The following is a 19,827-nucleotide window of genomic DNA, read 5'->3' on the forward strand; positions in this document are numbered from 1 at the left end:
TGGCTGTGGCAGCAGTCGGGTCAGCTAACCATGCCGCCCCGAAGCCTGCCTAGCCGAGAGCGGCCGCGCCATCGCCGGCCGCGCGGGACTGTTGCAAAAGCGCCAAGGGCTTGGGCGAAAGCGCGCGGGTCCGCGTTCAGCCGTTGGCGGCCCGAATCTCCTCGGCGCGCTGCTTGTCGTAGGTGACGCCGACCTTGTCGAAGAGAGCGTCGAGCTCGCCCGACAGGGTCATCTCGGTGACGATGTCGCAGCCGCCCACGAACTCGCCCTTCACGTAGAGCTGCGGGATCGTCGGCCAGTCGGAGAAGTCCTTGATGCCCTGGCGGACCTCGGGGTCGGCGAGGACGTTCACGTCGGCGTAGTCCACGCCCATGTAGTTCAGCACCCCCGCCACGCGCGAGGAGAAGCCGCATTGCGGCATCTGCTTGGTGCCCTTCATGAAGAGCACGACGTCGTTGCTGTTGACGGTCTCGCGGATCTGGTCCTGCGCGGTCACGGTGTCGGTCATCTGGTCCATCCTCAATCGGGCGCCTTGGTGGTCAGCGCGAGCGCATGGAGTTCCCCGCTGGGGCCGTCCATGCGGCCTTTCAGCGCGGCATAGACCGCCCGCTGCTGCTGGACGCGGTTCATGCCCCGGAAGCTCTCGTCGATGACCTCGGCGGCGTAGTGGTTCCCGTCGCCGGCGAGGTCGGTGATGGAGATCCGCGCCTTCGGAAAGGCCGACCGGATCAGGTGTTCGATGTCCTGAGCCTGCATGGCCATTTCTGAATCTCCCCTGTCGTTCGCACCAAAGGTAGGAGCCCGCACGCCCAGGCGCAAGCAGGGGCGGGACCTCAGGTCAGGTTGGCCCAGAGGTAGACGCGCCAGCGCTCCGGGCTCTCCGGGTCGGGCGCCGCCGCCACCGCCACCGGGTCGAGCCAGTGCGTCTGCCCCTCGGCCGAGACGAGCCCCTCCTGCGCGGCGTAGTCGAACCAGGCCGGTCCCTCTCCGCCCAGGAAGGGATGAGCCTTGGGCCTCAGATCGTCCTCGCTCAGCCCCAGGACGGCGAGGAGGTCCTTCAGCCCCTTCGCGTCCGTGGACAGCCGGGCCTGCAAGGTGATATCCTGGAACCCGCCCTCGGCCAGGGCCACGACCTCCGTCCCCTTCGGGAGCGACCCGAAGTGGTAGGCCAGCCGTTCCGCCGCCTCCGCGCCCGTCCATGTCGTGTCGCAGCCGAGCGGGCACCACGCCAGAGCGGGCCCTGCCGCGATCAGGCACAGGGCGAGCAGAAGCGCCCGCATCGCCTCAGGCCACGGCCTCGGCGAAGGCCGTCCGCCAGAGCCGCACGAGTTCCTCCATCGGAGTCGCCTCTCCGCCCAGCCGCAACTCCGTCCCGCCGACCCGGCCCACGATCGCCGCCGGAATCGCGTCCTCGCCCGCCGCCGCGAGAAGCCCCTCGGCGTTCTCCGTCGCCACCGCCAGCAGGTAGCGCGCCTGATCCTCGCCGAAGAGCGTCGGCACGTCGCTGGCCTCCAGCGTCGCGCCTTGGCCCGCCGCCTGTGCCAATTCGAAGGCCGCGAGCGCCAGTCCCCCGTCCCCGAGGTCCGTCGCCGCCCGGATCAGCGGCCGCACGCGCAGCACGAACTCCCCGTTCCGCCGCTCGGACGAAAGGTCCACTGGCGGAGCCTCGCCCGCCTCGACCCCCAGGCAGGCCAGCAGCGCCGACTGCCCGAGGTGACCCCGCGTCTCGCCGACCAGCACCAGCACGTCCCCGTCCCGCGCCGGCCCCGCGATCACCTCGTCCAGCGACCGCAGGAGCCCCACGCCCCCGATGGTCGGCGTGGGCAGGATGCCGCTCCCGTCCGTCTCGTTGTAGAGGCTCACGTTCCCCGACACGATGGGGAAGTCGAGCGCCCGGCAGGCCTCGCCAATCCCCTGAACCGCGCCCACGAGCTGCCCCATGATCTCGGGCTTCTCGGGGTTGCCGAAGTTGAGGTTGTCCGTCGCCGCCAGCGGCCGCGCGCCCACCGCCACGAGGTTCCGCCAGGCCTCCGCCACCGCCTGCCGTCCGCCCTCGACGGGGTTGGCCTTCACGTAGCGCGGCGTCACGTCCGAGGTGAAGGCCACCGCCTTCCCCGTCCCGTGCACCCGAACGATCCCGGCGCCGAGCCCCGGCCGCCGCACGGTGTCGCCGCCCACCTGGCTGTCGTACTGCTCCCAGACCCAGGCCTTGTTGGCGTGGTTCGGGTCCGCCAGCAGCCGCTTCAGCGCGTCGACCGCGCCGATCTCCGGGACCGCAGGCAGCGCTGCCGGGGCAGGGGAGGGCACCCAGGGCCGGTCATACTCCGGCGCGCTCGACGAAAGCTGCGACAGCGGCAGGTCCGCCTTCACCTCGTTGCCGAGCATGATGAGGAAGCGGTCCTCCGGGATCGTCTCGCCCACGATGGCGAAGTCGAGGTCCCACTTTTCGAAGATCGCCCGCGCCTCGACCTCCTTCTCGGGCTTCAGCACCATGAGCATCCGCTCCTGGCTCTCCGACAGCATCATCTCGTAGGCGGTCATGCCCACTTCGCGCACCGGCACGCGGTCGAGGTCGAGCCGGATGCCGAGCCCTCCCTTGTCGCCCATCTCCACGGCGGAACACGTCAAGCCGGCGGCGCCCATGTCCTGAATCGAGATGACGGCCCCCGAGGCCATTAGCTCCATGCAGGCCTCCAGGAGGCGCTTCTCGGTGAAGGGGTCGCCGACCTGCACGGTCGGGCGCTTCTCCTCGATGGTCTCGTCGAACTCCGCCGAGGCCATGGTCGCGCCGCCCACGCCATCCCGCCCCGTCTTGGCGCCGAGGTAGACGACCGGCATCCCCACGCCCGAGGCCGCCGAGTAGAAGATCGCGTCCGTCCGCGCGAGCCCCGCCGCGAAGGCGTTCACGAGGCAGTTTCCGTTGTAGGCCCGATGAAACCGCACCTCGCCGCCCACGGTGGGCACCCCGAAGGCGTTTCCGTAGCCGCCCACGCCCTCCACGACCCCCGCGATCAGCCGCTTGGTCTTGGGATGCGACACCTCCCCGAAGGACAGCGCGTTCATCGCCGCGATGGGCCGCGCGCCCATGGTGAAGACGTCCCGCAGGATGCCGCCCACGCCGGTCGCCGCACCCTGGTAGGGCTCGATGTAGGAGGGGTGGTTGTGGCTCTCCATCTTGAAGACCAGCGCGTCGCCGTCCCCCAGGTCCACCACGCCCGCGTTCTCGCCCGGCCCGCAGATCACCTGCGGCCCGGTGGTGGGCAGCGTCCGCAGCCACTTCTTCGACGACTTGTAGGAGCAGTGCTCGTTCCACATGGCCGAGAAGATGCCGAGCTCAGTGAAGGTGGGCGTCCGCCCGATGATGCCCAGCAGCCTCTCGTACTCGTCGGGCTTGATGCCGTGCGCCGCGACGAGGTCGGGGGTGATCTCGGGTTCCATCGGGTCCTCCGCTCTGATGGCGGGCCGTTTACGGACTCGCGGACGCGGGCGGAAGGGCTGCGGGCCCGTCGGTCATCCCGCAAAAGCAAAAAAAGCCGGGCACGATGGCCCGGCTAAGTCCAACAGGGAGGTGAAGATGATGAGCGCTAGGCATCATCGCCTTCGACTGCCCAGATAAGAGGCGTTTGCGGCACCATCAAGTCGCAAACGTGACCGCTAACAGCATGGCAGCCATGCAACTGCAGCATGACCCGTCCTGGCCCGCCGGAGGAACCTCAGGCCGCCATCTCCCGCACGCGCCGGCGGTGGGCGATCACCTCCTCCTGCACGAACTCGCGGAAGGCGGCGACCCGCTTCGACTGGCGCAGCTCCTCCGGGTATGCGAGGAAGACCGGGACCTCGCCGGACTCGACCTCCGGGAGGACGCGGACCAGCGTCGGGAAGTCCTCGGTGATGTAGTCGGGGATCACACCCACGCCGAGGTCGCTCAGCGTGGCCTGAAGGACCCCGAAGTAATTGTTGATGGTGAGGAGGCTCTGCGGCTCGTGGCTCAGCAGCCGCTCCGCCAGGCTCTGCCCCGCCGCCACCTGGGCCGAGGTCGGCCCCTGCGTGATGACCCGGTGCTGGGCGATGTCCTCGAACCTCTCGATGGGCGGCGCCCGGTCCAGGTAATCGCGCGAGGCATAGAGCCCGATGCGGATGCCCATCAGCTTCTTGCGGATCAGGTCGGCCTGCGAGGGCTCCTTCATGCGGATGGCCACGTCGGCCTCGCGCATGGGAAGGTCGAGCACCCGCTCCTCGAGGTTCAGGTCGATCTTGAGGTCGGGGAACCGCTCGTAGAGCTTGCTCAGCCTCGGCGCGAGCCACAGCGTCCCGAAGGCGATGGTCGTGGTGACGCGCAATTCGCCGAAGACCTCCTCCTCGCTGTCCCGGATGCGCGCGGCGGCGGCGTCGAGCCGCTTGTTCATCGACCGCGTCGCCTCGAAGAGGAGCTCGCCCTGCTCGGTCAGGATCAGGCCGCGCGCGTGCCGGTGGAACAGCGTGGTGTTGAGGCTCTCCTCCAGGGCCCGGATCTGGCGGCTGACGGCGGACTGACTCAGGTGCAGGCTGTCTCCGGCATGGGTCAGGCTCCCCGCCGAGGCGACGGCGTGGAAGATGCGCAGCTTGTCCCAATCCATCATGGCTCCTCCGGGGCATCGGGGGCGGTTGGCACCGAGCTATGTCCTTTCTATGACATTTTCCACGGGCTGCCCTGCGATTTGTGCATGACGCTTATGGATCGCCCCAAATTCGGGCAGGGTTGCACGAGAAGCGGGCACAAGCGGGCGGTGGATTTCCGTCGCGGTGCGGCCTAGACCTGTGGGAACACGGGGCAGGGGGGCGGGATAGGCATGGCGGTTGGCATCTTCGACAGCGGCCTGGGGGGCCTGACGGTGCTGGACGCGGTGCAGAAGCGCCTTCCGGACCTGCCGCTCGTCTACTTCGGCGACAACGCCCATGCGCCCTACGGCACCCGCGACGCCGAGGACATCTACCGCCTGACCACCGCCGCCACGCAGCGCCTCTTCGACGCGGGCTGCGACCTCGTGATCCTCGCCTGCAACACCGCCTCGGCCGCAGCCCTGCGCCGGATGCAGGAGTCCTGGGTCCCTCCCAGCAAGCGCGTGCTCGGCGTCTTCGTCCCGCTCATCGAGGCCCTGACCGAGCGCCAGTGGGGCGACAACTCCCCCCCGCGCGAGGTCGCGGTGAAGCACGTCGCGCTCTTCGCCACGCCCGCCACCGTCGCCTCCCGCGCCTTCCAGCGCGAGCTCGCGTTCCGCGCCATCGGCGTCGACGTCGAATCGCAGGCCTGCGGCGGCGTCGTGGACGCCATCGAGGACGGCGACATGATCCTCGCCGAGACGCTGGTCCGCGCCCATGTGGACGCCCTCAGGCGCAAGATGCCCGACCCCGACGCCGCAATCCTGGGTTGCACCCACTACCCGCTGGTCGAGCACGCCTTCCGCGAGGCGCTGGGTCCCGGCGTCCGCGTCCTCTCCCAGCCGAGCCTCGTGGCCGAATCGCTCGCCGACTATCTGCGCCGCCGCCCCAACACGGTCGGCCCGGGCGCCGAGACGGTGTTCCTCACCACCGGCAAGCCGCGCCAGGTCTCGGATCGCGCCACCCAGTTCCTCCGCCGCCGCATCGAGTTCCAGGCCGCATGAGGCGCCGGCTCCCCCGTCCCGCGACCGCGCTCCTGCTGCTGGTCGCGTGGCTGGCGATCAACCTGACGACCAGCCGCACGCCCGAGGACGCGCGCACCATCGCCGCCGTCGTGACCGGCGGAATCGCGGTCCAGTTCATCTTCGCCTGCGCGCTCCTCGCCGCCGCCGCGGCTCTCCTGCGATGGCCGGACGTCGGCTTCGGGCGACCTCGACGGGACAGCCTCGGCGTCCTCTGGCTGCCAGGGCTCTACCTCCTCGTCATCGCGGCCGTCGTCATCGCCACGGGCCTGCCCCCCGTCGCCGTCCTTCTCGTGCTCCTGGTGAACGTCGCCCTCGGCGCCTTCTCCGAGGAGGCGATGTTCCGCGGCTTCCTCTACGCCGGCCTGCGCGACCGCCTCGCGATATGGCCCTCCGTCCTCGTCACGACCTTCCTCTTCGGCATCATCCACGTCCTCAACGCCTTCCTGATCGGGAACATCGCCGCCGCCTTGTTCCAGAGCCTCGCCGCCATGATGAGCGGCCTGATGTTCATGGCGCTGCGCCTGCGGCTCCGGTCGCTCTGGCCCGGGATCCTCTTCCACGCCGCCTGGAACTTCGGCCTGATCCTCATCGGCCGGGACGCGCCGCCGCTCGAGCCCGGCCAGCAGATTCCCGTGCTGGGCGTGGTCCTGACCTTCCTCGCGATCCTGCCCCTCGGGGCCTACCCCTTCTGGCTCCTCCGCCATGTCGGACGCGACGGCGACGGCCTCGGACCTCCCGCCCCGCCGCCCGTGCCCCGCGATGCCTGGGGCAGTCTCCGGCCCTGACTTCGCGCCGCGGGGCACCAGATCACCGATCGTGCGTTAAGGCACGTCAACACGCGCGCAAAGGAGGCGGCACAATGGCGGACGCAAGCGGGATCAGGGAGCACATGGAGATCATCGGCGCGGACGGCGTCCATGTCGGCACCGTGGACCAGGTCGAGGGCGACCGCATCAAGCTGACCAAGAAGGACAACACCCAGAGCCACGAGGGCCACCACCACTACATCTCGCTGGGCCTCGTCGCCGAGGTGGAGGGCGACCGGGTCCGCCTCTCCGCGACCGGCGCCAACGCCGCCGAGCTCTTCGAGGAGGAGGAGGACCGCTCCTCGCCCGACTGACCGGTCACCGCCCCGCTGCGTCAACGTGGCGGGGCCTGCCCCTCGTCCCCGGCGTTGCGCCCGGCCCCCCATGGGCTTAGATCGGCGCCGAACCAAGTGGGGACTGGGCATGGCCGCCAACATTGCGATCCTCGGGGCATCGGGCTACACGGGGGCGGAGCTCGTCCGCCTAATCGCCACCCATCCGGGGATGCGCATCGCCGCGCTCACGGCCGACCGCAAGGCGGGGCAGAGCATGGCCCAGGTCTTTCCCCACCTGCGTCACCTCGACCTGCCCACGCTCTCGACCATCGAGCAGGTGGATTTCTCCGGCATCGACCTCGCCTTCGTGGCGCTCCCCCACGGCCTCAGCCAGGCGCTCGTCAAGGGCCTGCCGCGCGACCTCAAGGTCGTGGACCTCGGCGCCGACTTCCGCCTCTCGCCCGAGGCCTACGAGACGTGGTACGGCCAGCCCCACGCCGCGCCCGAGCTCCAGCCCGAGGCGGTCTACGGCCTGACCGAATTCTACCGCGACCGCATCAAAGGCGCCCGCCTCGTCGCCGGGACGGGCTGCAACGCCGCGACCGTCCAGTTCGCCCTTCGCCCGCTGATCGAGGGCAAGCTCATCGACCTCGACGACATCGTCTGCGACCTCAAGAACGGCGTCTCCGGCGCCGGCCGCTCCCTCAAGGAGAATATGCTCTTCGCCGAGCGGAGCGAGGACGTCGCCGGCTACTCCCAGGGAGGCAAGCACCGGCATCTCGGCGAGTTCGACCAGGAGTTCTCCGCTCTCGCCGGCCGGGACGTGCGGATCATCTTCACGCCCCACCTCGTGCCCGTGAACCGGGGCATCCTCGCCTCGGTTTACGTCAAGGGCGACGCCCAGGCGGTCCATGCAGCCCTCGCCGCCCGCTATGCGGACGAGCCCTTCTGCATCGTCCTCCCCTTCGGCGAGCTGCCGGCCATGGCCCACGTCCAGGGCTCGAACTTCGTCCACCTCGGCGTCACCGGCGACCGCGTCACCGGCCGGGCCCTCGTCGTCTCCACCCTCGACAACCTCAACAAGGGCTCCTCCGGCCAGGCGGTGCAGAACGCCAACCTGATGCTGGGGCTCCCCGAAACCGAGGGGCTGATGCTCGCCCCCGTCTTCCCCTGAGGCCACCGCCATGATGCCCCTCAAGAAGAAGCGCCGCATCCAGATCATCCTGATCGCCGCCGTCGCGCTGGTCTTCTCGACCGTGCTGATCGGCTACGCGATGCGCGACGGCATCAACTTCTTCCGCTCGCCCTCCCAGATCGTGACCGAGGCGCCATCCCCCTCCGAGGTCTTCCGCATCGGCGGCCTCGTGGAGGCGGGCTCCCTCGTGCGCGGGCAGGGCGAGACGGTGACCTTCCGCGTCACCGACTGCTCCGTCTCGATCCCCGTCACCTACACCGGCCTCCTCCCCGACCTCTTCGCCGAGAACGAGAGCATGGTCGGCACCGGCACCTACGCCGACGGCACCTTCACGGCGACCGAGGTCCTCGCCAAGCACGACGAGAACTACATGCCCAAGGAGGTCTCCGAATCGCTCCAGGCGCAGGGCGTCGATCCCGCCACGGCCCAGCATTCCTACGACTGCAAGGGCACCGTCCCGGGCCAGGAGACGGCCGGAAGTTAACAAAATTAACGATTGCAAGCGATCCCACGCAACGCTCGTTAGTGTAACGGATCGTTAACCCGATTCCGCGACCCTGTTCCCATCAGCCACCTGAAGGGGAACAGCATGACCACCGTCGAACAAGTTGCGAGAGAGATCGTCGCCCGCGAAGGCGGCTGGGCCAACGACCTGGCCGACCCGGGCGGGGCCACCAACCACGGCGTGACGCTCTCCACGCTGCGCCGCGTCCGCATGGACCTGACCGGCGACGGCCGCGTGACCGAGGCCGACCTCCGCCGCCTCAGCCCCGACCAGGCCGCGCAGGTCTTCATCCAGCACTACTACCGCGCGCCCCGCATCGACGAACTGCCCGAGGTCCTCCAGCCCTCGGTCTTCGACATGCAGGTGAACGCCGGCGCCCAGGCGATCCGCCTGCTCCAGAAGCTGCTGGCCGATATGGGCCAGCCCTGCGACGTGGATGGCGTGCTCGGCCCCCGGACCATCGCCGCCGCCCGGGCCGCCGCCGCCCTCGCGCCCGACCACATCGCCGACGCCTACGGCATCGCCCGGCGCAACTACTACTACGCGCTCGGCGACGCCCGACCCGCCTCGCGCAAGTTCTGCCGCCGCCGGGATGGCGGGAAGGGCGGCTGGATCGTCCGGGCCGAGGCCTTCATCTCGCCCGCCTACCACCTGACCGACGCCCAGCACCGCGCCCGCACCGCCGCCTGGGCCTGACCCCTTTCCCGAGGAATTTCCATCATGACCTTTCCGACCCTGCCTCCTGTCATCGCCGAGCAGGCCCTCGACCTCGCCGACGAGCTCCGCGCCCGCGCCGACGCCGTCCCGCCGCCCGTCATCGCCGGCCTCTCCCCCCGGCGCCGCGCCGCCTACGACCGGCTGGTGGACGCCGTGAACCGCCTCCCGCGTCCGCTCATGGTCCTCGGCAGCCTCGTCCTCCTCGGTTCCGCCCTCGTCGCTCCCGACTGGTTCGCCGCCCGCATGGACGCCCTCTCCGACATGCCCGACGCGCTCTGGTGGATCATCGGGGCCGTCCTGTCCCTGCACTTCGGCGCCCGCTACCAGGACCGCTCCCAGGACTTCCGGCGCGAGATGGCGACCACCGCACCCACGACCCGCGCCGACGTCCCGCGCGACAGCGAAGCCGACCTCCTTCCCGATGCCCTAGGCTCCGGCCCGAACGCCGCCCTCGATGCCTGGCGCAACGCGAAGGCGTGACGATCTGACCCGCCCACCGTCCTTGGCCCGCGACCCCCGAAACGGTATATGCCTACCATGATCGTAGAGCTCGGACATTTCGCGCTGATCCTCGCCTTCGGGGTCGCGCTCCTCCAGATGGCGGTGCCCTTCGTGGGCGCCCAGAAGGGCTGGCGCAACTGGATGGAGATGGCGGCCCCGGCCGCCACCGCCCAGTTCCTCCTCATCGCCTTCGCCTTCGCCGCGCTGACCTGGGCGTTCCTGACCTCGGACTTCTCGGTCGAGGTGGTGCTCGCCAACTCGAACAGCCTGCAGCCCTGGGTCTACAAGCTGACCGGCGTCTGGGGGAACCACGAGGGATCCATGCTCCTCTGGGTGCTGATCCTCTCGGGCTTCGGCGCCGCCGCCGCGACCTTCGGGACGAACCTGCCGTTGCCGCTCAAGGCTCGGGTCCTGTCGGTGCAGGCCTCGGTCGGCGTGGCCTTCCTGGCCTTCATCCTCTTCACCTCGAACCCCTTCACCCGGCTCGACGTGGCGCCGATGGACGGGCGGGCCCTCAACCCGCTCCTGCAGGACCCGGGCCTCGCCTTCCACCCGCCCTTCCTCTACCTGGGCTACGTCGGCCTCTCAATGTCCTTCTCCTTCGCCATCGCGGCGCTGATGGAGGGCAAGGTCGACGCCGCCTGGGCCCGCTGGGTCCGCCCCTGGACGCTCGCCGCCTGGATCTTCCTGACCGTCGGCATCGCGCTGGGAAGCTGGTGGGCCTACTACGAGCTCGGCTGGGGCGGCTTCTGGTTCTGGGACCCGGTCGAGAACGCGAGCCTCATGCCCTGGCTCTTCGCCGCCGCGCTCCTCCATTCCGCCATCGTGGTCGAGAAGCGCGAGGCGCTGAAGAGCTGGACGATCCTCCTCGCGATCCTCGCCTTCGGCTTCTCGCTGCTCGGCACCTTCCTCGTCCGCTCGGGCGTCATCACCTCGGTCCATGCCTTCGCCAACGACCCGACGCGCGGCGTGTTCATCCTGCTCCTGCTCGCCATCTTCGTCGGCGGCGCCCTGACCCTCTTCGCCGCCCGCGCTTCCGCGCTCGAGGCCAAGGGCGTCTTCGGGATCGTCAGCCGCGAGGCCGGGCTCGTCCTGAACAACATCCTCCTCGCCGTCGCCGCCTTCGTCGTCTTCGTGGGCACCCTTTGGCCGCTCGTGGCCGAGATGCTCCTGGGCCGCACCCTCTCCGTCGGCGCCCCCTTCTTCCAGGCGGCCTTCACGCCCTTCATGGTCGCCATCGCGATCGCCCTGCCCGTGGGCAGCCTCCTCGCCTGGAAGCGCGGCGACCTGAGGCGGACCGTCCGCACGCTTCTCCCCGCCCTGATCCTCGCCTTCCTGATGGCCGCCCTGGCCTGGACGGTCGGCACGGGCCGCACCATCCTCGCCCCCGTGGGCGCCGCCCTTGGCACCTGGATCATCGCCGGCGCCGCGCTGGACCTCTGGCAGCGGATCGGCCGCTCGGGGCCGTCCCGTCTCCTGCGACTTCCGCGCGCCGACTGGGGCAAGGCCTTCGCTCATGCCGGCCTAGGCGTGACCATCCTCGGCGTCTCGCTCCTGATGGCTTGGGCGGAGGAGGACATCCGCACCGCGCAATTGGGCCAGAGCTTCGACGTCGGCGCCTACACCCTGACGCTCAACGCCGTGGAGCAGGTCCCTGGCCCGAACTATCAGAGCCTCACCGCCGACGTGACCGTGACGCGGGGTGATCGGGAGGTCGCTCGCCTCTTCCCCGAGAAGCGCTTCTACCCGGTGGCCGGGATGCCGACGACCGAAGCCGCCATCGACAATGGCATCTTCCGCGACGTCTATGTCGTGATCGGCGATCCGCAGGACGGCGGCGGCTACGCGGTCCGGACCTACGTCAAGCCCTTCGCCAACTGGATCTGGGGCGGCGCGATCCTCATGGCCCTTGGTGGGCTCCTGTCGCTCTCCGACCGCCGCCTGCGGGTCGCGGCAGGGGCAGCCAAGAAGGCGCCGCGCGGCGCGGTGGCCGCCGAATGAAGGGCCTGCTCCTCGCGCTTCTCCTGCTCCCGACGGCTGCCCTTGCCGTGGAACCCGGCGAGCAACTCGCCGACCCCGCGCTCGAGACCCGGGCGCGCGACATCTCCGAGGGCCTCCGCTGCCCGGTCTGCCGCAACGAATCCATCGACGAGTCCCACGCCGAGGTCGCCCGCGACATCCGCCTGTTCGTCCGCGAAAGGCTGCTGGCCGGCGATACGGACGATCAGGTGCAGGCCGCGGTCGTGGCGCGTTACGGTGAGTATGTCCTCCTCAAACCCACCGCCGAGGGCGCGAACCTCGTCCTCTGGCTCGCCGCGCCGACGCTTCTCTTGGCCGGGCTCGGCCTGGGCTGGTCGGTGGTGCGCCGCCGAAGCACTGCGCCGGATGTAAGTGATCTCACGGCCGAGGAGCGGGCCCGGCTCGACGATCTCCTGGGCCGCTGACACTCCCCGAAATGCAAAGGCCGCCCCGAAGGGCGGCCTCGACGTCTGGAAGTCAGGGTCCGTCAGCGGTTCTCGATCTCGACGTAGTCGCGCTCGGAGTGGCCCAGGTAGAGCTGGCGCGGCCGCCCGATCTTGAGCTGCGGGTCCGCGAGCTGCTCCTTCCATTGGGAGATCCAGCCCACGGTCCGCGCCACCGCGAAGATCGGCGTGAACATGGAGGTCGGGAAGCCCATCGCCTCGAGGATGATGCCCGAGTAGAAGTCCACGTTCGGGTAGAGCTTGCGCTGGATGAAGTAGTCGTCCTCGAGCGCGATCCGCTCCAACTCCTTGGCGACCTGGAGGAGGGGTTGTCGTGGACGCCGAGGAGGTCGAGCACCTCGTCGGCCGACTGCTTCATCACCTTGGCGCGCGGGTCGAAGTTCTTGTAGACCCGGTGCCCGAAGCCCATCAGGCGCACGTTCGAGGACTTGTCCTTCACCTTGGCGATGAAGTCCGGGATGCGGTCCGGCGTCCCGATCTCGCGCAGCATCTCCAGCGCCGCCTGGTTCGCGCCGCCATGCGCCGGGCCCCAGAGGCAGGCGATCCCGGCCGCGATGCAGGCGAAGGGGTTCGCGCCCGAGGAGGACGCCAGGCGCACCGTCGAGGTCGAGGCGTTCTGCTCGTGATCGGCATGGAGCGTGAAGATTCGGTCCATGGCACGGGCGAGGACCGGGTTCACGTCATAGGGCTCGGCGGGAACGGCGAAGCACATGTGCAGGAAGTTCGACGCGTAGTCGAGATCGTTCCGCGGGTACACGAAGGGCTGGCCCACCGAGTACTTGTAGGCCATGGCCGCGATCGTCGGCATCTTGGCGATCAGCCGGAAGGCCGCGACCTCGCGGTGGCGCGGGTCGTTGATGTCGAGGCTGTCGTGATAGAAGGACGACATGGCCCCGACCACGCCCACCATGGTCGCCATCGGGTGCGCGTCGCGGCGGAAGCCACGGAAGAAGTTGTGGATCTGCTCGTGCAGCATGGTGTGCCGCGTCACGGTGGTCTCGAACTGCTCCAGCTCGGCCGCCGAGGGCAGCTCCCCATAGAGGAGGAGGTAGCAGACCTCGAGGTAGTGGGACTTGGAGGCGAGTTGCTCGATGGGATAGCCGCGGTGCAGCAGGACCCCGGCGTCGCCGTCGATGTAGGTGATCGTGGACTCGCAGGCCGCAGTGGAGGTGAAGCCCGGATCGTAGGTGAAGACATCCGCCTGGCCATAGAGCTTGCGGATGTCGATGCAGTCCGGCCCCTCGGTGGGCGACAGGACCGGCAGGTCGTAGGATTTGCCGTCGATGGTGAGCGTCGCGGTCCGGGTCTCGGCCATGAAGGCCTCTCCTTGTTGTCCCATTACTCAGTCCCCTGGCGCTCTACGGTGTCCGTGAGGCGCGCGAGCGTCTCCTCGCGCCCCAGGATGAGCATCATGTCGAAGACGCTGGGCGACACGGTGCGACCGGCCAGAGCCGCGCGAAGCGGCCCGGCCAGCTTGCCGAGCGTCGTGCCGTTCTTCTCAGCCCCAGCGGCGACCACCCCCTCGAGGATGTCGCGCGTCCAGCTAGCATTCTGCAGGTGCGACGTCAAATCACGCAGTATACCATTGGATACCGGATCGAGCGATTTTGACGCATTCTGGTCCGGCAGGACGGGTCGTTCGGTCAGGGCGAAATGCGCCTGCTCAAGGAGTTGGGGGATGGTCTTCGCGCGGACCTTGCAGACGGGCAGCGCGAGGAGGAAGCGCTCCCGCTGACCCTGCGTAAGCGGAGGAGCGCCGGTGGCTGACAGGAACGACTCGACCTCTTGCAGCAGCGCCTCGTCGGGGGTGCGGGCCATGTGCTGGCCCGAGATGTTCTCGAGCTTCTTGAAGTCGAACCGGGCGGGCGACTTGTTGATCCCCGACAGGTCGAAGACCTCCATGGCTTCCTCGTCGGTGAAGACCTCCATGTCGCCATGGCTCCAGCCGAGGCGGGCGAGGTAGTTCCGCATCGCCGACGCGAGATAGCCCATGGCCTGGTAATCGGCCGTCGCGGTCGCGCCATGGCGCTTGGAGAGCTTCTTGCCGTCGGGTCCGAAGATCAGCGGGACGTGGGCCATGACCGGCACGGGCCAGCCCATCGCCTCGTAAATGAGCTTCTGGCGGAAGGCGTTGGTCAGGTGGTCGTCGCCCCGATGACGTGGGTCACGCCCATGTCGTGGTCGTCCACCACGACGGCGAGCATGTAGAGCGGCGTGCCGTCCGCGCGCAACAGGACCATGTCGTCGAGCTGGTCGTTCTGGATCGTGACCTCGCCCTGCACGGCGTCGTGGATCGTGGTGGCGCCCTCGCGCGGGGCCTTGATGCGGATCACGAAGGGCGCGTCGGGATGCTTCGATTCGGGGACATCCCGCCAGGGCGAGCGGTAGAGCGTCGAGCGGCCCTCGGCGCGGGCCTGCTCGCGGAAGGCCTCGATCTCTTCCGGCGTGGCGAAGCACTTGTAGGCCTGCCCGCGCGCCAGCATCTCGCGCGCGACCTCGGCATGGCGGTCGGCGCGGGCGAACTGGCTGACGGGCTCGCCGTCCCAGTCGATGCCGAGCCAGGTCAGGCCGTCGAGGATCTTCTGCCGGTTCTCGGGCGTGGATCGTGCGCGGTCGGTGTCCTCGATCCTGAGGAGGAACCTGCCGCCCCGGCCCCGGGCGTAGAGCCAGTTGAAGAGCGCCGTCCGCGCCCCGCCGATGTGCAGTGCCCCGGTGGGAGAAGGCGCGAAGCGGGTCACGACCTGGGAATCCGTCATCGCTGTTAACCTCTCCTTCACCATTCCGGTCTAGTCTGACAGCCGCGCATTACTGAGGGGTTAAGGACAGGACAAGTGGAGTTGGCGGATCATCCGGACGCCGGGACCAGCGGCCCGAGGCTCGGCCGCTGGTGGAGCCGGGCCGAGGCGGCGCTGCTCGCACAGCGGGGACAGCTCCTGTCCTGGGCGCCCGTCGCGCTCGGGACCGGGATCGGCATCTACTTCGCCCTTCCGGTCGAGCCCGAGACATCCGCCTGGACCATGCTCGGCATTGCCGTGATCCTCCTTCTGCTGACGTCCCGGGCCGTGGCGCCGGCCTTGGCGCCGCTGCTGCTCGGGTTGGCCCTGGTCGGCGCGGGCGCCGGCCTCGCGGGGTGGCGAGCTTGGGCGGTCGCTGCGCCGGTCCTCGACTTCCGTTACTACGGCCCTGTCGAGGGGCGGATCCTGGGCATCGACCGCTCGGCCTCGGACGCCCTGAGGCTTACGCTCGACCACGTCGTGCTGGAGGATGTGCCACCGGAACGGACGCCGGCCAGCGTCCGCGTCTCGCTCCGGGGCGACCAGCGCTGGCTGGTCCCGGAGCCTGGGCGCGTGGTGATCCTGACCGGAAATCTGTCGCCCCCCTCGGGGCCGCCCGAGCCCGGCGACTTCGACTTCCGCCGCGCCGCCTGGTTCGAGGGGCTCGGGGCCACGGGCTGGACCGAGACGCCCGTGCTCGCCAAGGCGCCGTCCGAGGGGGCCTCTGGATCCACCGCCTACGCACCCGCCTCAGCGAGGGGGTCCGGGCCCGCATCGACGGCGACGCCGGCGGTCTCGCGGCGGCGGTGATGACGGGGGACCGCTCTGGGCTGTCCATGGCGGCGAGCGATGCGATGCGCGACTCCGGCCTCTACCATCTCGTCTCGATCTCCGGCACGCACATGGGCCTGCTGGTGGCCTTCGTCTTCGCGCTCGTCCGGACGGGGATCGCGCTGGTGCCGCCGCTCGCGCTCCGGGTGAACGGCAAGAAGGTCGCGGCCTGGATCGCGCTGCTGGCAGCGGCCTTCTACCTCGCGCTCGCCGGGCGCGACGTGGCGACGGAACGGTCCTTCGTCATGGTCGCCGTCATGCTCGGGGCGGTGCTCCTCGACCGGCAGGCGGTGACGCTCCGATCCGTGGCGATCGCCGCGCTGATCGTGCTGGTCCTCCGGCCCGAGAGCCTGGTGAACCCGGGCTTCCAGATGTCCTTCGCCGCCGTGGCCGCGCTGAGCGTCGTGTTCGGCTCCCCTTGGCTGCACGGGTTGGGCGGGCGGTGGCGCTGGGCGGTGCCGGTCGTGCTGGTGATCATGTCGTCGCTCGTCGCGGGCCTTGCCACGGCGCCTTACGCAGGGGCTCATTTCAACCGCTTCGCGGCCTACGGGCTCCTGGCCAACCTGCTCGTGGTGCCGGCCATGGGGGTCCTCGTCATGCCGGGGGCGGTGCTCCTGGCGCTTGGTGCTCCGCTGGGCCTGACGCAGCCCGCGCTCCTGCTCGTGGAACTCGGCTGCCGCTGGATCCTGCTGGTGGCGGAGGTCGTGGCCGGGCTGGATGGCGCGACAGGCGGCGTCGTGACGCCGCCCCAGATGGTCCTGCCGCTCCTGACCCTCGGGGGGCTCTTCGCGATCCTGTGGCGCGGGCGCCTTCGCTGGGCAGGGCTTCCCGTGATGGCCCTGGCGCTCGGCCTCTGGACCGTGGCGGAGAGGCCGGCTCTGCTGGTTGCCCCGTCCGGCGGGATCATGGGGATCATGACCGATGCCGGCCGCGTGGTCTCGAGGGCGAGCGGCGACGGCTTCGTGGTGGAGACCTGGCTCGAGAACGACGGCGACGCCGCGACGCAGGAGGACGCCGCCGCACGGTCGGGCCCCACGCTCGGGGAGCGGACGGCGCGGGCGGAGGTCGGGGGCGAGTCCGTGCTCCTCATGCGGGGGAAGCAGGCGCTTGCGGGCGTCGAGGGCTGCGGCGGTGCGGAGATCCTGGTCACGGATCAGGAAGCGGACGGGAGGCCGTGCCTCGTGCTCGACGCGACGACACTGCGGGACACCGGGGCCGTGGCCGGGTGGACGGGGCAGGACGGCCTGAGGCTGATAACGGCCGAGGCCATCGCTGGGGACCGTCCCTGGACCCGACCGGGTCGCCACGGACATCCGCGGGATCTAGCGGGGGACGGCGCGTCACCTTAGCTTGGGGCCAGGAGGGCCATCCATGCAGATCACCGGAGAGAAGACCGTCGCGACGGCACCGGAGGCGGTCTGGGCCGCCCTGATCGACCCGGAGTTCCTCAAGGCGCTGATCCCGGGCTGCGAGTCGATGACCGGAAGCCCCGAGACCGGCTACGACATCACCGTCGCGCGGCAGGTAGGCGGGATGACGGCGCGGCTGACGGGGTTCTTCGACCTCTCGGAGGTGGAGCCCGGGCGGGGCTGCGTCCTGAGCGGCGGCGGCTCGGGCGGCGGGGCGAGCCATGCGAAGGGCAGGGCGCGAATCCGGCTGGTCCCGGAGGGGGAGGGGACGCGGCTCTCCTGGGAGATCGCCGCCGAGCTGGGCGGCAAGTTGGCGAACCTGCCGGGCTTCGTCGTCAAGCTCGCCGCCCAGAAGGTCGCCGATGGCTTCGTGGAGCGCTTCGCGGCGGCCATCGAGAAGCGGCCGGTGCAACGGAAGGGCTGGCTCGGGCGGATCGTGGGGAGCAAGGACGCCTAGGCGGCGCCGGCAGGGTTCCGCACCCGAAGGGCCGCCCAAGGGTCCGCTAGCTGCCGCGAGATGTTCGGGCGGGAGCATGGACGGGGCTCAGACGCCGAGCTGGGCGGTGAGGCCGCCGTCGATGCGGAGGTCGGCGCCGGTCACGAAGGATCCCTCGTCCGAGCAGATCCAGGCGATGAGGCCGGCGACCTCCTCGGCGGTGCCGATGCGGCCGATGGGATGGCCTCGGCCGAACATGGCGATGACCTCCTCCGGGTCGCCCTCGGGCCCGGCGATCTGGGCGGCGCCGTATTCGAGGAGCGGCGTGCGGATCGAGCCGGGGCTGATCGAGACGACGCGGACGCCATGCGGGGCGCAATCGACGGCCATGGCGCGTGTCATGGCGTGGACGGCGCCCTTGGTGGTGGCGTAGCCGAGGACGTTCTTCTGGTTGGCGAACCCCTGGACCGAGGAGACGTGGACGATGGCGCCCTTGCCCCTGGCCTTGAGGTGGGGCCAGGCGAAGTGGCTGGCCGTGAAGAAGGCGCGGAGGTTGACCGACATCACCTTGTCCCAGTCGGCGATGGTCGTCGTGTCGAGGTCGCCGTAGGTCTGGATGCCGGCGGCGTTGACGAGGTGGTCGATGCCGTTCGCCTCGCCGGCCTCGCGGACCCAGGACTCCACCTCGTCGTCGCGGGTGATGTCAACGCGGGTCACGGTGACGGGGAGGTCGCCGGCAGCGCGGCGGGCCTCGTCGTTGAGGCGCTCGTCGATGCCGCAGAGGTGGACCTTGGCCCCTTCGCAAGGCGCAGGGCGGTGGCGAGGCCCATGCCGCTCGACCCGGTGACGAGGGCGGTCTGGCCCTGGAAGCGGGCGGTCATGCGAGGGCTCCGTAGGTGGGGTGGGCCAGCGCCGTCAGGATGCCGCGCAGCTCGGCGAGGCCCTTGAGGCGGCCGATGGCGGAGTAGCCGGGGTTCGTCCGCTTCTCCTGGTCGTCGAGGAGGAGGTGGCCGTGGTCGGGGCGGAAGGGGATGGTCGCGGCCGTCCGGCCTTCGTCCCGGCGCCGCGCCTCCTCCTTCAGCAGGATCGCGAGGAGCGTCACCATGTCGGCGTTCCCGACGAGGTGGTCGTCCTCCACGAAGCTGCCGTCCGGGTCGGTCGAGACGTTGCGGAGGTGGACGAAGTGGACGCGGTCGGCATGGGCCGAGAGGATCGCGGGGAGGTCGTTGTCGGCCCGCGCGCCGAGGGAGCCCGCGCAGAAGGTGAGGCCGTTCTCGCGCTCCGGCACGGCGGCGAAGATCGACTCGAGGTCCTGGGCGGTGGAGACGACGCGGGGCAGGCCGAAGAGCGGGAACGGCGGGTCGTCCGGGTGGATGCAGAGGTTCAGGCCCTCCTCCCGCGCGATGGGGACCACGGTCTCGTGGAAGGCCCGCAGGTGGGCGCGGAGATCGTCGGGGGCCGTGTCACGGTAGCGGGCGATGATGGCGGCGATGCCGGCGCGGCTGTGGCTGTCCTCGGCGCCGGGGAGGCCGGCGATGATCGTGGACTCGAGGCGCTGGACCTGCTCGGGCGTCAGTTCCTTGGCCCGCGCCTCGGCCTTGGCGAGGAGGTCGGGCGTGTAGTCGCGGCCGGCGTCGGGGCGGTCGAGGATGAAGGCGTCGTAGGCCACGAAATCCGTCATGTCGAAGCGGAGCGCGAGGCCCCCCGAGGGCATGGGGTGGCGCAGCTCGGTCCGGGTCCAGTCCACGACGGGCATGAAGTTGTAGCAGATCGTCCGAAGGCCCGCGCGGGCCAGGCGGCGCATCGTCTCGGCGAAGGCGGCGGTCGCCTCGCGGGCGGGCTCGCCGCCCAGCTTGATGGCGTTGGGAACGGGGATGCTCTCGACCACGGACCAGCGGAGGCCGGCTTCCTCGATGACGCGCTTCCTCTCGGCGATGGCGTCCTCGGGCCAGACCTCGCCCCGGTAGTGCTCGTGGATGGCGGTGACGATGCCGGTGGCGCCCGCCTGGCGGACATGGGCGAGCGGAATCGGGTCACGGGGTCCGAACCAGCGCCAGCATTGCTCCATGTCGTCCTCCTTCGGGTTTGGCGGCACACAATCGAATCGTGGGATCACTGTAAACCCGCCGGAGGGGGTGTTGCGTCGCCCCGGGGGCACCGAACGGTGGGTTTTCGGGGGACGCAACACCTTGCATTCCCGGCGATCCAAAGGTCGGCCGAGTAGGGCGAAGT

The 19,827-nt window shown here is 70.1% G+C and carries 20 protein-coding genes and 2 pseudogenes; 12 read left to right on the forward strand and 10 right to left on the reverse strand.

Annotated features, from left to right (window positions below):
* Positions 1–136 precede the first annotated feature (136 nt).
* From grxD to RUMESO_RS12790, 5 genes are all read right to left on the reverse strand, one after another.
* Entirely contained in the window at positions 137–508 is a 372-nt protein-coding gene (gene grxD, locus RUMESO_RS12770) for a Grx4 family monothiol glutaredoxin (RefSeq protein ID WP_037280800.1), read from the reverse strand.
* A gap of 11 nt (positions 509–519) precedes the next feature.
* Complete coding sequence (locus RUMESO_RS12775) at positions 520–762, reverse strand: BolA/IbaG family iron-sulfur metabolism protein (RefSeq protein WP_037280802.1); 243 nt, start codon at positions 760–762, stop codon at positions 520–522.
* A 71-nt stretch (positions 763–833) separates the two neighbouring features.
* Positions 834–1,280 carry a hypothetical protein gene (locus tag RUMESO_RS12780; protein WP_051521300.1) on the reverse strand — a complete coding sequence of 149 codons (447 nt, stop codon included), beginning with the start codon at positions 1,278–1,280 and terminating at the stop codon, positions 834–836.
* Between the two features lie 4 nt (positions 1,281–1,284).
* The gene (gene purL, locus RUMESO_RS12785; protein ID WP_037280768.1) at positions 1,285–3,438 is read right to left on the reverse strand and encodes a phosphoribosylformylglycinamidine synthase subunit PurL; all 2,154 of its coding nucleotides are present in this window, start codon (positions 3,436–3,438) and stop codon (positions 1,285–1,287) included.
* A gap of 275 nt (positions 3,439–3,713) precedes the next feature.
* On the reverse strand, positions 3,714–4,616 hold the full coding sequence (locus tag RUMESO_RS12790; protein WP_037280769.1) for a LysR family transcriptional regulator: 903 nt from the start codon (positions 4,614–4,616) through the stop codon (positions 3,714–3,716).
* A gap of 213 nt (positions 4,617–4,829) precedes the next feature.
* Here RUMESO_RS12790 and murI point away from each other — a divergent pair, with 213 nt between their 5' ends.
* From murI to RUMESO_RS12835, 9 genes are all read left to right on the forward strand, one after another.
* Positions 4,830–5,642 (forward strand): glutamate racemase, encoded by an 813-nt coding sequence (murI, locus tag RUMESO_RS12795; RefSeq protein ID WP_037280771.1) that lies wholly within the window; start codon positions 4,830–4,832, stop codon positions 5,640–5,642.
* Positions 5,639–6,448 (forward strand): CPBP family intramembrane glutamic endopeptidase, encoded by an 810-nt coding sequence (locus RUMESO_RS12800; protein WP_051521301.1) that lies wholly within the window; start codon positions 5,639–5,641, stop codon positions 6,446–6,448. The genes murI and RUMESO_RS12800 overlap by 4 nt, the downstream gene beginning before the upstream one ends.
* A 74-nt stretch (positions 6,449–6,522) precedes the next feature.
* Positions 6,523–6,783 (forward strand): DUF2171 domain-containing protein, encoded by a 261-nt coding sequence (locus RUMESO_RS12805; protein ID WP_037280774.1) that lies wholly within the window; start codon positions 6,523–6,525, stop codon positions 6,781–6,783.
* Positions 6,784–6,892: 109 nt separating this feature from the next.
* Positions 6,893–7,918: an N-acetyl-gamma-glutamyl-phosphate reductase gene (argC, locus tag RUMESO_RS12810; protein ID WP_037280776.1), complete on the forward strand. Its 1,026-nt coding sequence runs from the start codon at positions 6,893–6,895 to the stop codon at positions 7,916–7,918.
* Between the two features lie 10 nt (positions 7,919–7,928).
* Positions 7,929–8,423: a cytochrome c maturation protein CcmE gene (gene ccmE / locus RUMESO_RS12815; protein ID WP_037280777.1), complete on the forward strand. Its 495-nt coding sequence runs from the start codon at positions 7,929–7,931 to the stop codon at positions 8,421–8,423.
* Between the two features lie 105 nt (positions 8,424–8,528).
* Positions 8,529–9,140 (forward strand): holin-associated N-acetylmuramidase, encoded by a 612-nt coding sequence (locus RUMESO_RS12820; RefSeq protein WP_037280779.1) that lies wholly within the window; start codon positions 8,529–8,531, stop codon positions 9,138–9,140.
* A gap of 24 nt (positions 9,141–9,164) precedes the next feature.
* Positions 9,165–9,641 carry a 3TM-type holin gene (locus tag RUMESO_RS27840; protein WP_051521302.1) on the forward strand — a complete coding sequence of 159 codons (477 nt, stop codon included), beginning with the start codon at positions 9,165–9,167 and terminating at the stop codon, positions 9,639–9,641.
* A 57-nt stretch (positions 9,642–9,698) separates the two neighbouring features.
* Positions 9,699–11,663, forward strand: a complete 1,965-nt coding sequence (locus tag RUMESO_RS12830) for a heme lyase CcmF/NrfE family subunit (protein WP_037280808.1) — start codon at positions 9,699–9,701, stop codon at positions 11,661–11,663.
* Entirely contained in the window at positions 11,660–12,106 is a 447-nt protein-coding gene (locus RUMESO_RS12835) for a cytochrome c-type biogenesis protein (protein ID WP_037280781.1), read from the forward strand. Before RUMESO_RS12830 ends, RUMESO_RS12835 begins: the two co-directional genes overlap by 4 nt.
* A gap of 62 nt (positions 12,107–12,168) precedes the next feature.
* On the opposite strand, the pseudogene RUMESO_RS12840 reads toward RUMESO_RS12835, so the two are convergent.
* Positions 12,169–13,460 (reverse strand): annotated as a pseudogene (locus tag RUMESO_RS12840) (citrate synthase).
* A 23-nt stretch (positions 13,461–13,483) separates the two neighbouring features.
* Positions 13,484–14,901 (reverse strand): annotated as a pseudogene (gltX, locus tag RUMESO_RS12845) (glutamate--tRNA ligase).
* Positions 14,902–14,976: 75 nt separating this feature from the next.
* On the opposite strand from gltX, the gene RUMESO_RS28185 reads away from it, so the two are divergent.
* Genes RUMESO_RS28185 through RUMESO_RS12855 form a run of 3 tightly spaced genes read left to right on the forward strand, consistent with a single transcriptional unit; the run spans position 14,977 to position 17,616 of the window.
* Positions 14,977–15,729 carry a DUF4131 domain-containing protein gene (locus tag RUMESO_RS28185; protein WP_342670777.1) on the forward strand — a complete coding sequence of 251 codons (753 nt, stop codon included), beginning with the start codon at positions 14,977–14,979 and terminating at the stop codon, positions 15,727–15,729.
* On the forward strand, positions 15,729–17,099 hold the full coding sequence (locus RUMESO_RS12850; RefSeq protein ID WP_342670778.1) for a ComEC/Rec2 family competence protein: 1,371 nt from the start codon (positions 15,729–15,731) through the stop codon (positions 17,097–17,099). The genes RUMESO_RS28185 and RUMESO_RS12850 overlap by 1 nt, the downstream gene beginning before the upstream one ends.
* A 22-nt stretch (positions 17,100–17,121) precedes the next feature.
* The gene (locus tag RUMESO_RS12855) at positions 17,122–17,616 is read left to right on the forward strand and encodes an SRPBCC family protein (protein WP_051521303.1); all 495 of its coding nucleotides are present in this window, start codon (positions 17,122–17,124) and stop codon (positions 17,614–17,616) included.
* Positions 17,617–17,703: 87 nt separating this feature from the next.
* On the opposite strand, the gene RUMESO_RS12860 is transcribed toward RUMESO_RS12855, so the two are convergent.
* The 3 genes from RUMESO_RS12860 to uxuA are packed head-to-tail and all read right to left on the reverse strand — an operon-like array spanning position 17,704 to position 19,663.
* Positions 17,704–18,369: an SDR family NAD(P)-dependent oxidoreductase gene (locus tag RUMESO_RS12860; protein WP_211262884.1), complete on the reverse strand. Its 666-nt coding sequence runs from the start codon at positions 18,367–18,369 to the stop codon at positions 17,704–17,706.
* Positions 18,309–18,476 carry a hypothetical protein gene (locus tag RUMESO_RS26410; RefSeq protein WP_211262883.1) on the reverse strand — a complete coding sequence of 56 codons (168 nt, stop codon included), beginning with the start codon at positions 18,474–18,476 and terminating at the stop codon, positions 18,309–18,311. The genes RUMESO_RS12860 and RUMESO_RS26410 overlap by 61 nt, the downstream gene beginning before the upstream one ends.
* Positions 18,473–19,663 (reverse strand): mannonate dehydratase, encoded by a 1,191-nt coding sequence (gene uxuA, locus RUMESO_RS12865; protein ID WP_037280783.1) that lies wholly within the window; start codon positions 19,661–19,663, stop codon positions 18,473–18,475. The genes RUMESO_RS26410 and uxuA overlap by 4 nt, the downstream gene beginning before the upstream one ends.
* Positions 19,664–19,827 lie beyond the last annotated feature (164 nt).

Origin of the sequence: Rubellimicrobium mesophilum DSM 19309, from assembly GCF_000600335.2 — a bacterium.
Lineage (GTDB): Bacteria > Pseudomonadota > Alphaproteobacteria > Rhodobacterales > Rhodobacteraceae > Rubellimicrobium > Rubellimicrobium mesophilum.